We start from the raw sequence: 14,908 nt of genomic DNA on the forward strand, positions 1-14,908 counted from the left end.
GTCAACAACTTAAGATTATCAATGTTAAATTTAGGCAAATGCGTAGATTGCCAATCTTTACATCGCATAACCTATATGGAAATCAAAAGGGGGAATAATTATGCAATATAATTATGGTCAATATGACAGATACGATGGTGACTACGATTATGATTATGACAGTTATGGAAGACGTCGTAGAGGAAGACGACCGCGTTATCAATACCCGTATTACCCATTCTATCCATTCTACCCATTTTTCCCGTTCTACCCACCATTCTATCGCCCACCATACAATCGACCATACGGCTACTAATATAAATAAGGTACCTACTCAAAAAAACTGGATTAATTTTTCGTTTTTTTTCATAAACTCTGTCACAGTCAAAAGTCTTTCAAATCATAATATAAAGCAGCGATGAGCTGGGTGGTTTTAAATACTTGAAAAATCAGTGTGTTTTCATTGTTTCATTGGCAAGTTAATTCACTAATATTAAAACTTAAATTGGTATTTTTGTGAATTATAGAGGGATTCGTCTGTGTATGTCGAACTAAACGAGAGTACAAATTGAGAGCAAACCATGTGCTCTTTATAATTGTACAGTTTAACGTTGACAATTCATTTTACGAGGAGTGATGTGATATGTATATAACAACATGTTTTGTCAGTAGGTGCTTACTAATTTAGTAGAGAGTTCGTGACATTAGATTTCTCTACTACTAGAGGAGAATCTGAAATTTGATTAGTTTAAGATCGATTGATCAAAATAATTGGGAAGCTTGTATTAAACTGAAGCCTAAGCAAGAGCAGCTAGGGTTTGTTGCCTCAAATGTGTATTCAATTGCTGAAAGTAAAATTTTCCCCCACTTGATGATAAAGGCAATCTATTGTGGAGAAAAGCTTATCGGTTTTGCGATGTACGGGGTAGATATGGATGACGGAAACTATTGGATATACAGGTTGATGATTGATGAGCGATTTCAAGCACATGGACATGGCAAGGATGCAATGAAGTTAATTATTCAAGATATCGAAAGCAGAGATGATCGCACTGATGTCATATGGCTTGGGTATCAGCAGGACAACGAGCAAGGAAGAAAATTATATGCAAGTTTGGGCTTTGAAGAAGCAGGAATGGCCCCCTGGGGAGAAATGTTAGCAAAGTATAGTTTTCGTTAACGTAACTTTTACGTAACAAATAATTTCGAGGGGATGTCCTAAAAGTCTGAAAATGGCTTTTAGGACATCCCATTTTTTTATTTATATAAGTTTTTGCGTTTCCACTTCAGTAATTTAAATTATTGTCAGGAGGCGAAGCTAATCGACGCCAATTTTTTAATTATCTAAACAAGATAACCTTCAGTATCTTTTTATGGCTAAACAAGTTATTCGAAAAGTATCGGGACCCACACTGATCTGTCAAATAGTGGGAACTTAAGGTTTGAGTTCTACCTGCCAATTTATTCGTATGATAATTGCAAGAGTGATGAAAGCGGAAAGAAAGTGTCATTCTGTAACCTACAATAGAATATTTTTAATAATAGATTGTAGGTAGGGGGATCAAAGAATTTGAAGGCATTCAAGAAAAACATCGCGTCATTTGTTCGAAAGCTTTATGGGAAACGAAACCGACTAGAGCCATTGTCACCAGGTTGGCAAGGTGCAGCTAGCGCTTTAAGTACTGTAGCATTTCTATTGATGTTGATTCAAGGGAAGTATTTATTAGAGCAGCGTAGTTTTTTTGATTTCGTTATGGCAATAGTCCTATTCATGTTATCGGTTACATTCATAAGTGGATTTCTTACGATGCTATGGCATGGATTGAAAAAAATTCCTAGTCGTTATATCTGGGTATTGCTCACTTCACTTGTTTTTCTATTGTTCTGCTTTATTGCTCCTTTGGACGTTGCCATCCCATTTATACTACTAATAGCGGTGGTCGTTTCCTCGTGGGGTGCACTACTATCTAAATGGGTAAAGGGCAGCTATAAAAATGCAGCAAAATCTAGAAAAATTAGCGTTCTCATAATTCTATTGATGATGACAATTGGCATTGGGGCAGGGAGTTATTGGCTGATTCATCCTGGGGAAGCTAATACCCCAAATGTTGTTTTAAAGCACCTTAAAACTTCGCCACGTTATGACAATGCTGTGCTTACAAATCCAGGGGAACCCGGCAGCTATCCAGTTAAGAAGCTCACTTACGGCAGTCCGGATACTTATCGGCAAGAGTTTAACACACAAAATTCTTTGACAACGAAAACAGTGGACGCGAGCCATTTTGTAGAAAAATGGTCTACTGTTCGCACGAAAACACTCGGTTTTGGACCTGATGCAATGCCGTTAAACGGTCAAGTGTGGTACCCAGAAGGGAAAGGAGACTTTCCGCTAGTATTGATAGTTCATGGAAATCATTTAATGACTGATTACTCGGATTCAGGTTACGATTATTTAGGGAACCTTCTTGCGAGTAGAGGCTATATCGTTGTATCTGTAGATGAAAACTTTCTTAACGTTTCGCCCTATAATGATTTATTTTTAGTCAGTTCGCTAGAGAATGAAAATCCAGCGAGAGGTTTACTGCTGCTGGAACATCTACAGACATGGAAAGAATGGAACGGTCATACAAACAATCCATTCTATCAAAAAGTGGATATGCGACAAATTGCGCTGATTGGGCATTCCAGAGGTGGAGAAGCTATTGCGATTGCAGCCGCTTATAACGAAATGGCACATCCCCCTGATAATGGAAACATTCAGTTTGACTATAACTTTTCTATCCGCTCACTCATTTCTATTGCTGGAACAGATGGACAATATTTGCCATCAGGGAAACCGCTTCCGTTAAAAAACATTAATTATTTGGCACTACATGGAGCACATGATATGGATGTGAGCACCTTCGATAGTGCTAATCAGCAATCTCGGTTATCTTACACAGATAAGGAAGATTATATGAATGCGTCCGTCTATATCTATGGAGCGAATCATGGTCAATTTAATGAAAGTTGGGGACGTGGAGATGGAGCTGGCACAGCAAATCAACTCTTTAATCTCAAACAAATTATGCCTCGTGATCAGCAAGAAACTATCGCTAAAGTATTAATCTCTGCTTTTTTGGATAGTACCTTGAAAGATAAAAAACCATACAAAGTGATATTTAAAGATTTAGGATATGCTAAAGAGTGGCTTCCTGACACCATGTATATCAATAATTATAATGATTCGCAAACAACTTTTATCGCTACATTTAATGAAGATATTGATGTCAACACGACCACTGTCCCAGGCGGCAAACTGGTCGGTAAAAATTTGGAGGAATGGAAGGAAGAAAAAGTAAAATTAAAATATGACGAGGCAGATTTTAATGCTGTTCGATTAGGGTGGCATGCAAAAGACCCCTCTTCCCCAGCATTTTACACATTGACGCTTCCTGATAAAGGACTGGAGCTAGGGCAGAACACTGCTATCGTATTTTCACTTGCAGATGATAGAAAGGAAGAAAAGGAACTCAGTCAAGAAGAGCTGATTGATTTTACCGTATCTGTAGAAGACCGCAATGGCAACCAGGCCAGCTTGCCACTTCGTTATATTGCCAAATTGACACCTGCCATAAGAGGGAAAGTACTGAAAAAACCGTTTTCAAATGCAGGCAATACAACAGAACCAGTGTTTCAACATTATGGATTTTCATTAAATGATTTTAAAGACGTGAATCCACAGTTTGATCCATTGAAACTAGATAAAATCCATTTCCAATTTAATTTAACCAAACAGGGAATGATACTCATGAACAATATTGGTATTAGAAATGAGAATAGTTGATGGTTGCGATGTACGATGTACAAGTGCATTTTTAAAAGCAAGTTATCAAAGGAAAAGCATATAAACATTCTTGGGGGCAACTGTGACTTTAATTTTTGTTGTACATGATATTTTGCCATCTAAAAACTGCACCTCCAATTGTTGGATGTGTCCAATAGTATTTAGAGTAATTTTTATGCTGCAAAAAACCGATTGGCATGTTGTTTTTAAGGCAAGCAAAGTGCAGGGGTTGTAGAACGAAAAAATTAAAAATCTCCCATTCTATATTTTGTAGAATGGGAGATTTTAACGTTAAGGTGTATCAAAGAACAAACCAATACCTATTAAACCAAAAATAATAATAACGAAAAGCACTAAGAATAAAATAAACATAATAACACTCGGAATAAATACTGTGAAGAATGCTTTCCAATTTGAAATTTGATGTGCCTCAGCTACTACAGCTATTGTAATAACAAACGACCAAATACCTGTTACAATTGTTATTAAAATCGTTACCCAGAAAATAATTGGCATTGTACCTGTAAATTCAGAAATCAACAATGATTCGGGTGACGTGAATAACCAGATTAAATAAAATGGTAATAGTGCAATCGAAGGAATTAATGTCAAGCTTAAAGATTTAAACATTCCTTGATATGTCGCAGTTCCTTGGAATAACTTACCGAAAAGTAATAAGACTCCTGCATATATAGCTGTAATAATAATGCCTAATAAAGGTGACACCACGATACCGAGCAATGCGATGAGCCAGATGGCCATTCCTGGATAGATATCACTATCTATTAAGCCAGAAAACATTGCCCCGATATAACCTAGTGACACTAATAAAAAAGCAAAGCCTAGGGATTTGTATTCCATCATAAAAGCAGCTGTTTGCTTAGGATGTAACCAAACAGATACGAATGGATTTAACCTAGGCGTCTGCTGTTCATGTTCATGATAATTGTTCATTTAAACTCCTCCAAAAAATAATAAGTATACTTATAGTGAATATACGGTTACACACACACAAAGTTTCATAGAAATGAAACTTTTTATGGATTTTTTTGGTAGGGCCGTTCTAAACAACATGTTTTTGAGTGGCTCTGATATTTCTTTAGCAATTAAAGATTAATTTAACTAGTAACTACGGATGATTCTATAAAAATTAGATAAAGTAGAAGAAAGTTGATTCATGCATGATGGATGGTTAATTTTATAAAATTTGGAGCTTAATTTTAATTCAACCGTATGAAGAGAAAAAGCAAAATAAGTAAGGGGAGTTTTATATGCGTAAGAAAAATTTATTCGAATGATTTTGGCACTTATAGTAGAAGTTATTATTACGTATGTTGTTGCCTCATTCTTCTCCGTAAGATTTATCGAAGTAATGTTTTTCACTGGTTTAGCTTTTGCAGGGGGAATATTTTACTTTTTAAGCAGTGGTGGCGCAATGACTAAGTTCTATAATTCTCAAGCTAGTGCGCAAACAGGCATTATTCAGAAAAGAGAAAGCTTTATCTTTAAATCAGGACCGATATTTACTGCTTCAGTTATATTCTTTTTAATTGGATTAACATTCTTTATTTTACTTGTTACCGGAATAATCCCACCCAACCAAAATTGAATTTTAAATAACGCACAACCCCAAAAGTAAACATAGTTATGAAGTCAGGACTTGGCTAAATAAGTAAAAAACATCGGCAAGTACTTTTTGCCATCAATGAAATACTATTGGAAAGACGAGTCTATATCAAAATGGTAGTGATTGCTCAAAAAGCGATTCACTTACACATTTTTGCATAGCTACATCTGTATTTACTTTTTACGACTCAGACTATAATCTTTATTTAAGAATGGGGGAATCTTAATGAAAATTTTTGACACGCATTTACATATTATTAATCCAACGTTTCCATTGTATGAAAATCAGGGCTATTTGCCGGATGCTTTTACTTGTGAAGATTATTTACATGCGGTCTCTGATTTAAATGTAGTAGGTGGGGCTATAGTTTCTGGTTCTTTTCAACAGTTTGACCAATGCTATTTAATAGATGCACTACAAAATCTTGGTGAAAATTTTTTCGGTGTAACGCAGTTACCTTATGATACGAAAGATGATGACATTATCAAACTGAATGAACTGGGTGTAAAAGCTCTTCGTTTTAATGTAAATCGCGGAGGTTCAGAGGATATATCACGACTGGACTATTTTGCAAGAAGAGTTCATGAATTAGTTAATTGGCACACTGAGCTCTACATTAATGGGAACGATTTACCCGCTATCATAAAAGTAGTAGAAAAACTACCGGCAGTTTCAATTGATCATCTTGGTTTATCAAAAGCTGGACTTCCAAACTTATTTAATTTAGTGGACAAAGGCGTTAGGGTAAAAGCGACGGGCTTTGGACGAATTGATTTTAACGCTGATGAAGCTATTAGGGCAATCTATGCTATTAATCCTGATGCCTTAATGTTTGGAACAGATTTACCGTCGACAAGAGCGAAAAGACCCTTCCAATATTCTGATATAGAACGAATAAAAAGTTGTTTGGGAGAAGAAGCAGCTCAAAAGGTTCTTTATAAAAATGCGCTTGATTGGTATTCGAAATCCTAAGTTACTGGACAATAGGTGCGCATCAATCTACTTGGTCAAACCCAATTCAGAATGATGTATATTAATATGGGCTCAAGAATCGTTTTAAAATTTGCACCATTAAATAAACGCTAGAAAGATGGTGTCTAACCATTTTTTTCTAGCTTTATTTTTGCTACGAAAAGGAAAACTAGCATTGACTTCATAAATTTCAGGAGGAAGAAGGTTTTTCAATGGACAAGGATATGAACTATGGTCGTGATTTTAAATATATTCCAGCTACTTCAATCGGTAGCGGTGATGGCATTGAAGTGCTCCCGGATTTGTACCAACATACTATTCAAATAGTGAATATCGTACTGTATGGTACCCCAAATACTAGCGAATTTGTGTTAGTTGATGCAGGGATGCCAAAAAGTGCTCGTGAAATAATCGCAGTCGTAGAAAAACGATTTGGAGCTAGTGGTCGCCCTAGCGCGATAATATTAACGCATGGTCATTTTGATCATAGTGGGGCAATTATTGAGTTAATTGAATATTGGAAAGTCCCTGTTTACGCACATCCTTTAGAATTACCTTATTTAACAGGCAGAAAAAACTATCCAGAGCCAGATTCTATTGTAAATGGTGGATTAATAGCGAAAATCTCACCATTCTTCCCCAATGAAGCTATTAATTTAGGCAGCAACGTCAAAGCACTTCCTCCGGATGGCCATGTTCCGCATATGCCTGGTTTCCGATGGATTCATACTCCTGGGCATACACTTGGACATATATCTTTGTTTAGAGACGAGGATCGGGCTTTAATTGTTGGAGATGCTTTTGTGACTGTCAAACAGGAGTCACTTTATAAAGTATTGATACAGAAAAAGGAAATCAGTGGGCCACCAAGGTATTTTACGACTGATTGGTTGGCTGCTTGGGATTCAGTAAAAAAATTACAAGCACTAAAACCCACAGTAGCTATAACTGGACATGGATTACCGATGACTGGAGAAGAACTCACAACTAACTTACAGAAATTGGCGAATAATTTCGAACAGATTGCTCTCCCTAACCATAGTAAATATATGAATTAACGTTTTAACAAAATAAATCCCTAGCAATTTACGTGGGACACCTTGATAATCACTCTGGATAATTTATACAAAACATCGAACTAGCCAATCATTATTTACCAACAGAAATAACTGTTCATTAAAACTTGCATCAGTAAGTAAAAAATATAAAAAGGGCCACAGTTGTGGCCCAAAGTAACAATTCAGGAGGTGTAAGGCTAAATTAGCTTTACACTACTATTATTATGATATAAAAGCTGTTCTGTCTAGTTGATGGTCTCTACTTAAGTTTTAAAAATAAAATACAGCATTAACCTTTTTCATGCAATTATTCCTTTTAACTTGAGAAATACATGTAAGTGCTGTGAATTTTAGATAAGTTTCTTATAGATATGTTACTATAACAGGTATCTATAGTTAATTTAATGCAATAGAGGGGGATGAATTTGAATACATTTACCGAGTTTCCAACATTGTCTACGCAACGTTTTATCTTACGAAAAGCCACAACAAAGGATGCTAGTGACCTTTTTGAGCTTTATTCAAATGAAGAGGTAGTGAAATATTTGCCTTTTTCACCATTTCAATCTGAAGAGGATGCTTCAAATGAATTGAATTGGTATGATAACATTTTCAAGGAACAGACAGGTTTAAGATGGGTAATCGAAGAGCCCGATTCAAAGAAAGTAATTGGAACATGTGGGTTTTTAAATTTTGAAAAAGCGCATAATCGTATTGAGATTGGCTATGATTTAACGCCAAAATATTGGGGAAAGGGTGTTATGACAGAGACATTAACTTGTATTATCCATTTTGCTTTTAAGACGATGAACATAAATAAAATCGAAGCGAAAGTTGAACCGGAAAACATATCATCTATTAAATTATTAGAAAAATTAAATTTTTGTAAAGAAGGTGTGTTAAGACAACATGAATTTGAGAAAGGACAATATGTTGATCTTGCTGTGTTCTCTCAATTGAAAAGTGAATATCAATAAAGATTAATAGTATAGTTTTATAAAAATTTCCATTTACTTCTGTTGATGATATACATATTACTATAAAACCATTAAATCTCATGGATAGTGGGTTGTTTTGCAAATAGTATTATTATCAGTGGAGGGTGAATATGGCTTACATTTATGGCATACAGAATTTTTTTGATAGCGGTTCAATTGCATTAATAATAGAACTTTTATTCGTCACTTCTTGTGTCTCGACTATTCTTTATATTTTAACAAAAAATCAATATGTTTCTTATTTGTCTTCCGCACCAATATTGTATATTCTGTCCGCGTTGTTTCATTATTCAACACATTTAATTTTGCTAGTATTAACAATGACGATACAAGCATTGATTTTACTAATTATTAAAAATCAGAAGAAAAAACAATTACATGTCAATGAACAAGCTGTTTAGTTTGGTGGCATTAATTGAATATACACAGGACTTGTTTTTATGATTAAAATTCATATTAACAAGTCTTTTTTTATACACAAATAAAGGAGGATTAAAAATTCCGAAGAAGTTGATGAAAGAAAATCCATAAAAAGGATATAAAACTTGTTGCGCCGAATACTATAGATGAACGTATAAATTTTTTCATCTATTAACAACAGGGGGAATAAACTAATGGTAAAAAACCGAGCAGAAAAAATGTACGATTATCATGTTTGGGCAAACCAACAATTGCTTCAACACTTAAAGCAACTACCTGATAAGGTTTACACAGCGCATATAGAAAGCGTTTTCTCATCGATTTCAGAAGTGCTAATTCACCTTTATGCAACTGACATTGTGTGGTTGGAGACGATGAAAGGGAGCAGCTTCCATGACACGATTAGAGAAGTAGAACGTCGAAAGTCTGAATTAACAGCAGTCTCGATAGATAAACTTGAAATGTGTTATGACGAGCTTTCACAACAATTTCAGCACTTTTTTGCAGAGCAAAAGGATTTAGAACAAATCCTTATTACAGAACATCCACATTATGGACGTATGGAGTTCATATTTGCTGACCTTGTACACCATATTGTTAATCATGGAACCTATCATCGAGGAAATGTGACAGCTATGCTTCGTCAACAGGGTGAAGCAGGCGTACCGACAGACTATGTATTCTTTCTTACACGGAAATGAGAGAAGCTGCTCGAAGCCGAGCGAAACAGCGGCCCACCCGAGCGATTGTTGCTTGTATCCTTTGCGGAGGTGTCTACAGTCTAAAGTATCCTATAAGATATAGGATACTTTTTTACATAAACGAATGATTACACGGTCACTAAAATTCCATATTTATTTAGCTGAAAATTAAATTGTGAAGGTGATATACTTAATAAGGGATAATAGGATAAAATAGGCAAAATAATTTAAGAAAGGGGACAATTATGTATGATAGAAAAGGATCGATTTGTCAAAGATATTGCTGATGAGGATATAAAATTTTCTGTAATCATTCCTGCCCATAATGAAGAACACTACATTGGTGAGTGCTTGGATTCTATTTTAGCGGCATCCGAATCATTTAAAAATCAAATCGAGGTCATTGTAGTCCTAAATCGTTGTACGGACAAAACGGAGGGAATTGCCCAATCTTATAATTGTATTACTTTAATTAATCAGGATAAAAATTTATCGAAAATAAGGAATGCAGGAGCTGAAATTGCCAGAGGCGATATAATCATCACCATTGATGCTGATTCTCGAATGAAAAAACATTTGCTAACCAACATAGAAAAGCAGTTAGCTACGAACGAATACATTGGAGGTGGTGTGAATGGGGATTTTGAAAGAATTTCTCTAGGAATCATCGTTTCTACCATACTATTGATAGTGCCCTTGCTTTTCAAATACGGGTTTATATCTGTAGGTATCTTTTGGTGCTACAAAAAAGACTTTCAGGCCATACAAGGCTTTAATGAAAATATGTTGATGGCTGAAGATGCTGATTTTGCTAAACGATTAAAAGAATGGGGAAAGAAAAACGGAAAAAAGTATGGCACCATCAAAAATGGGATGGTCACGTCGTGCAGAAGATTTGATAAACATGGGGATTGGGCATTACTTAAACGACCAAAAATGATTTTAGCCTACCTGAAAGGGAATGACCGAAAATCGGCAGATGAAGCTTATTATGAAAATCAAGGTAGATAATATCAAATAGGCGTAATATAAATAATAGCGATAAGTAACTAATCGTTTCAGGCATTTGTCATAAAATTCACTAGTTCTATTAATGAGACCAGGTATTCACTTAAATTGAGCCTGATCTCATTAATAGCATTGCAGAAACTTCATTGCGCTAATTGTAGTGTTGACAATAATTTATCAAATTTAGCGGGACTCATTATTTCGTGTGTAATAAATTTGCCGTTATAAAACAATCCAAACGTTGTCCACAGCGTCGGTGCATTTTGCGCTTGTTCTTTTGTTGTAATCTTATGGGTCTTGAAAGGGACTTTATGAATTTCGGTTACTTTTTTTAGCTCGTCTAAAATACCAATGGCAAAGGGGCATTGGGCTGTATAATAAATAACAATACCGTCTGCCATATTAGGAATCTTCATGTGCTTTTTAAATGAAGGTTCAGCTGCTTTATCATTCCACTTTAAGGACATTAATTGAAAATATGGTTCAGCTTGCTCTACTACCTTAAATCCTAGATGCTCAAAGAAACGATAATCACTTAAGTACGGTAGTTTTTTCTTCCCAGTAATATGTACAATGCCATCCATGCCACGAGATAGAGCATCATTTTTACAATAATCTAATAATTGTTTTGCATGGCCATTATTTTTATACTTACCAGAAACCCATAAGCAATTGATATACATATAATTAGGTGCTTGGATAGGAACCCATGCTAGTTCAGCTGGTAAATATTCTATAAATACTTTTGCGCGCTCATTCAAACGGTAGAACACTAACCCCTCATCCATTCGATTCATCAACCATTGTTTCTTCTCGGCAACAGCCTCCTCATATTGTTTGGCTCCTAGAGCACAACAAATATGTTCACATTCCATATTGTTTTTTGTGATTTGTATGTATGACATTTTCTAATCACACCTTTCACATACATCGTAACAGAATTCCTAGTAAAACTCCTGCTAATTTCTAACTTAAGGAGCTATAGAGAGAGTATGTCTTCAAAAGTAGTTACTTGTATTTTTTACTTGTATTAGCTAATTTTTTACATTCCATGGTAAAATAAATTTAAATAAAAAGAAGTGATTTTTCAAATAATAATAAAAAATAAAAGCGTAGAGGAGATAGATATATTGAAACAAGCATTATTAGTGATCGATGCACAACAACAACTGATGGATGGCCATCAAGAAGAACCGGAAGTGTTTCAGAAAAAAAGATTAATCGACAATATAAATAGCGTGATCGAACTAGCGTTAGAAGCACGTGCAGCTGTCATTTTTGTGAGAGATAAGGATGTAGCAAATGGACAAGGCGCTGGTTTTCAAGTTCACAATGATATCAATATTCCAACGGATACTGCAATTTTCATAGATAAAAAGGCCACTAATGCTTTTTACAAAACAGATTTGCTACAAATTTTAAAAGATAAACAAGTTACTCATTTAGTTCTCATGGGCTGTAAGACAGAACACTGTATCGATACAGCCGTTAGAGCAGCTACGGTTTACGGTTTTGATGTAACACTTATAGGGGATGGACATTCGACGACAGATTCTAAGATTTTGTCTGCCGAAAAAAAATCGCTCACCACAATGAAGTGCTGCATGGCCATTACAATTTAGACAATTTTTCGGTTGTAAGAAATGCGCAGGAACATGTATTTGAACCGAACCATGATCAATATCGTTAGTCCCTATTAAGTAGGCGTTGATGGAATAAGATCTTCCTATTTTTATTGTGAGAAAAACGATAAAATTTGGCACTAACAATTATATGGAATAGCTTATTGGGCATGCTTCTGGGAAAACCAGATACATGTCTTTTTACTTGCACAAATTACTTCAGGCCAAAAGTATATTTATTATGTTGTATGGGGGGAAAACATGAAATTTAACGGAGCGAAAAACTTGGAAATCGTCTTCTTTTGTTAACATTTGCCCAAGATGATGGATTAAATGATAATGGAGTCACGTATTAGAGCGTGGCTTTTTATTGTATAAAATTTTCTCATTTGGAATGGCGTAATAAGAAAATATAAAATTAGTACCAACTAATGATATCAAGTGATAAAATACAATGGAAAGTTAAAGGAGGTTTAGTTTACCATGTTAGATACTGAAAATATGAAAGATGTTATTTTGCATCGCTATCCGTTTCTGTTAGTTGATAGAATTTTAGAATTAGAAGAAGGAAAGAGAGCTATTGGTATTAAAAATGTCACGATGAATGAAGAATTTTTTCAAGGTCATTTTCCTAATTATCCAATTATGCCAGGTGTGTTGATTGTAGAAGCATTGGCGCAAGTAAGTGCGATTATCATGTCAACAAAAGAAGGAAATCAAGGAAGGTTAGGCTTACTCGCAGGTATTGATAATTGCCGTTTTAAAAAACAAGTAATACCAGGAGACCAGTTGCGCCTTGAAGTGGAGATAACAAGATTGAAAGGTCCTATTGGAAAAGGCAAAGGGATTGCAACTGTAGATGGAGAACTAGTATGTGAGACAGAACTGATATTTGCATTTGGAAATTAATCTCCATGTATATTAAGGAAGGATCAGCAGTGCTAAATTAGCCTACTGATCCTTTTTGTATACATATAATTTAACCTAGACTTTATGCACATTTATTTTTTTGCAAGCTAAATCATAGTAGATAGTAGTTCCTATCTTGTTTTACAACTGCTTAAATATTAAAATACAAAAAAAGGTATAACTAAGTACTTGTATAGAAGAAAGAGGAGGTGATATTGCATGGGTGATGTTCAAATGGTAGAGATGACTAATGAAATGCTTGAGGGCTTAGGAAGTTATTGTTTAAGAAGTAAAAAGAAATCAGCAGGCTATATTCAAAAAAATAGGTGGCTAAACGATAGATTCGAGGAAGGATTAAAATATGTCCAATTGCTAGAAAATCAAAAACAAGTAGGATTTATTGAATATACCGATGCCGAATTTTCTTCTAGGGTCGTACATGCAGATGGATATTTTGTCATCCATTGTTTGTGGGTAAGTGAAGTTGGTAAAGGGTATGGGACTCAATTAATTAATAAATGTCTAGAAGATGCAAGAAAGCTAGTTAAAAAAGGTGTCGTAGTTGTTACTAACTCAACAACATCTTGGGCACCCAGTAAGGATATCTTTGTAACTAATCAGTTCGAAGTTATTGATACGGCTCCATATGATTTTGAATTACTTGTTTATAAGTTTGATAAGGGAACAGAGAGTCCTTATTTTCCTCATGATTGGCAGGAGAGGACTAAAAAATTCTCTAACTTAACGATTCTTCGCTCTTTTCAATGCCCATATGTGGATGTCGCAACAGAAAATATAGTAGCAGCTGCACATCAATTGGGTATTGATATTGACATCATTGACATAAAAAATAGACAGGAGCTAATGGCAGTATCACCGACGCCATACGGTATCTTTTCGGTTATTTTTAAGGGACAACTCATTAGCTTTCACAGATTGACCGTTCATTCGGTCATTAAAAAGATAAAAGCACTAATTTAATTACGTTGCGAGAAAAGAGAAAATAAATGATTACCAAAACTAGATTGACGTATGTTTACTAATAGTAAAAAGAATGATAAATCATGTTAGTTAAGACGGAGGGATAGTATGCAATTACCTGTATTGACAGGAATGGAAGGTGTATTTATACCAATTAAAGATCCACAAGTATCAGCAACGTGGTATGAAGAGAAGCTTGGCTTTACACTCCTTTATATTGAAGCAGAGGCTGCGGTTATGAAGATCGCAGATGTAACCCAAACAGTAGTTTGTCTTGTACGAAGCAAGGAACATCAGCCAATGAAATTTCCAAAGAATAACTTCGGGGTAGATAAATATTATAACTTCCGCTCGCACAATATTGAAGAGACTTACAGGCATTTAGTTGAGAAGAATGTTAAGGTGACTGCTATCGACGGGGATGGGACCACTAAATATTTTACTTTTTATGATCCAGATGGAAATCCGTTAGGTGTTTGTCAATAAGTATATGTTTTGCTATGGCTAGATACTAGAAAGACGAGTTCTAGCAGTAGTATTACTAGAATTTCGTATGTAGGTCACTGAACAATCGGAAAAGCAATGGTTTAAATGCGGCCCTTTTTTTAGATGTCGATAGTGTCCGTTGCTTTTTCTTTAAGAGTCATGCTTATAAAAACACAGCATCAGCTATTAGGGATGCATAGTATAGTAATAGCAACATGTAAGTTAGTTGGAAATACTTACGGCAAGTGACGAGACTGTTAGCGGTAAGTGAAATAGAAGTGCTCGTTACAAGGCCGATTACAGTTTATTGTAATCGGTTTT

The 14,908-nt window shown here is 35.2% G+C and carries 15 protein-coding genes and 1 pseudogene; 14 read left to right on the forward strand and 2 right to left on the reverse strand.

Annotated elements, in window-relative coordinates; all coding sequences use genetic code 11:
- Positions 1-100 precede the first annotated feature (100 nt).
- The 3 genes from C9J35_RS23415 (at position 101) to C9J35_RS15280 (ending at position 3,805) form a co-directional block, all read left to right on the forward strand.
- Entirely contained in the window at positions 101-295 is a 195-nt protein-coding gene (locus tag C9J35_RS23415) for a spore coat protein (protein ID WP_153062962.1), read from the forward strand.
- 423 nt (positions 296-718) lie between these two features.
- Complete coding sequence (locus tag C9J35_RS15275; RefSeq protein ID WP_054767701.1) at positions 719-1,159, forward strand: GNAT family N-acetyltransferase; 441 nt, start codon at positions 719-721, stop codon at positions 1,157-1,159.
- A gap of 390 nt (positions 1,160-1,549) precedes the next feature.
- A complete protein-coding gene (locus C9J35_RS15280; RefSeq protein WP_107925177.1) occupies positions 1,550-3,805 on the forward strand; it encodes a poly(ethylene terephthalate) hydrolase family protein in 2,256 nt (751 codons plus the stop codon).
- 291 nt (positions 3,806-4,096) lie between these two features.
- Here C9J35_RS15280 and C9J35_RS15285 read toward each other — a convergent pair whose 3' ends face one another.
- Positions 4,097-4,759: a Yip1 family protein gene (locus C9J35_RS15285; RefSeq protein ID WP_107925178.1), complete on the reverse strand. Its 663-nt coding sequence runs from the start codon at positions 4,757-4,759 to the stop codon at positions 4,097-4,099.
- A 340-nt stretch (positions 4,760-5,099) separates the two neighbouring features.
- Here C9J35_RS15285 and C9J35_RS15290 point away from each other — a divergent pair, with 340 nt between their 5' ends.
- The 7 genes from C9J35_RS15290 to C9J35_RS15320 all read left to right on the forward strand — a co-directional run bounded on the left by C9J35_RS15290 (position 5,100) and on the right by C9J35_RS15320 (position 10,592).
- The gene (locus C9J35_RS15290) at positions 5,100-5,414 is read left to right on the forward strand and encodes a hypothetical protein (protein WP_054767702.1); all 315 of its coding nucleotides are present in this window, start codon (positions 5,100-5,102) and stop codon (positions 5,412-5,414) included.
- Between the two features lie 243 nt (positions 5,415-5,657).
- Positions 5,658-6,404, forward strand: coding sequence for an amidohydrolase family protein (locus C9J35_RS15295; RefSeq protein WP_107925179.1), 747 nt, complete (start codon positions 5,658-5,660; stop codon positions 6,402-6,404).
- Positions 6,405-6,616: 212 nt separating this feature from the next.
- Positions 6,617-7,462, forward strand: coding sequence for an MBL fold metallo-hydrolase (locus tag C9J35_RS15300; RefSeq protein ID WP_107925180.1), 846 nt, complete (start codon positions 6,617-6,619; stop codon positions 7,460-7,462).
- 425 nt (positions 7,463-7,887) lie between these two features.
- Complete coding sequence (locus C9J35_RS15305; protein ID WP_054767703.1) at positions 7,888-8,439, forward strand: GNAT family N-acetyltransferase; 552 nt, start codon at positions 7,888-7,890, stop codon at positions 8,437-8,439.
- 131 nt (positions 8,440-8,570) lie between these two features.
- Positions 8,571-8,861, forward strand: coding sequence for a hypothetical protein (locus C9J35_RS15310; protein ID WP_107925181.1), 291 nt, complete (start codon positions 8,571-8,573; stop codon positions 8,859-8,861).
- Positions 8,862-9,074: 213 nt separating this feature from the next.
- Positions 9,075-9,581, forward strand: coding sequence for a DinB family protein (locus C9J35_RS15315; RefSeq protein WP_107925182.1), 507 nt, complete (start codon positions 9,075-9,077; stop codon positions 9,579-9,581).
- A gap of 249 nt (positions 9,582-9,830) precedes the next feature.
- Complete coding sequence (locus C9J35_RS15320) at positions 9,831-10,592, forward strand: glycosyltransferase (RefSeq protein WP_107925183.1); 762 nt, start codon at positions 9,831-9,833, stop codon at positions 10,590-10,592.
- A gap of 140 nt (positions 10,593-10,732) precedes the next feature.
- On the opposite strand, the gene C9J35_RS15325 is transcribed toward C9J35_RS15320, so the two are convergent.
- On the reverse strand, positions 10,733-11,494 hold the full coding sequence (locus tag C9J35_RS15325) for an N-acetyltransferase (protein ID WP_107925184.1): 762 nt from the start codon (positions 11,492-11,494) through the stop codon (positions 10,733-10,735).
- A 225-nt stretch (positions 11,495-11,719) separates the two neighbouring features.
- Here C9J35_RS15325 and C9J35_RS15330 point away from each other — a divergent pair.
- From C9J35_RS15330 to C9J35_RS15345, 4 genes and pseudogenes are all read left to right on the forward strand, one after another.
- A pseudogene (locus C9J35_RS15330) lies at positions 11,720-12,279 on the forward strand (isochorismatase family protein).
- 415 nt (positions 12,280-12,694) lie between these two features.
- Positions 12,695-13,120, forward strand: coding sequence for a 3-hydroxyacyl-ACP dehydratase FabZ (fabZ, locus tag C9J35_RS15335; protein WP_107925185.1), 426 nt, complete (start codon positions 12,695-12,697; stop codon positions 13,118-13,120).
- Positions 13,121-13,339: 219 nt separating this feature from the next.
- Positions 13,340-14,101, forward strand: coding sequence for a GNAT family N-acetyltransferase (locus C9J35_RS15340; RefSeq protein ID WP_107925186.1), 762 nt, complete (start codon positions 13,340-13,342; stop codon positions 14,099-14,101).
- 108 nt (positions 14,102-14,209) lie between these two features.
- Positions 14,210-14,587 (forward strand): VOC family protein, encoded by a 378-nt coding sequence (locus C9J35_RS15345; RefSeq protein WP_054767705.1) that lies wholly within the window; start codon positions 14,210-14,212, stop codon positions 14,585-14,587.
- Positions 14,588-14,908: the final 321 nt, after the last annotated feature.

It is taken from the genome of Lysinibacillus parviboronicapiens, assembly GCF_003049575.1.
In the GTDB taxonomy this organism is placed as follows: domain Bacteria; phylum Bacillota; class Bacilli; order Bacillales_A; family Planococcaceae; genus Lysinibacillus; species Lysinibacillus parviboronicapiens.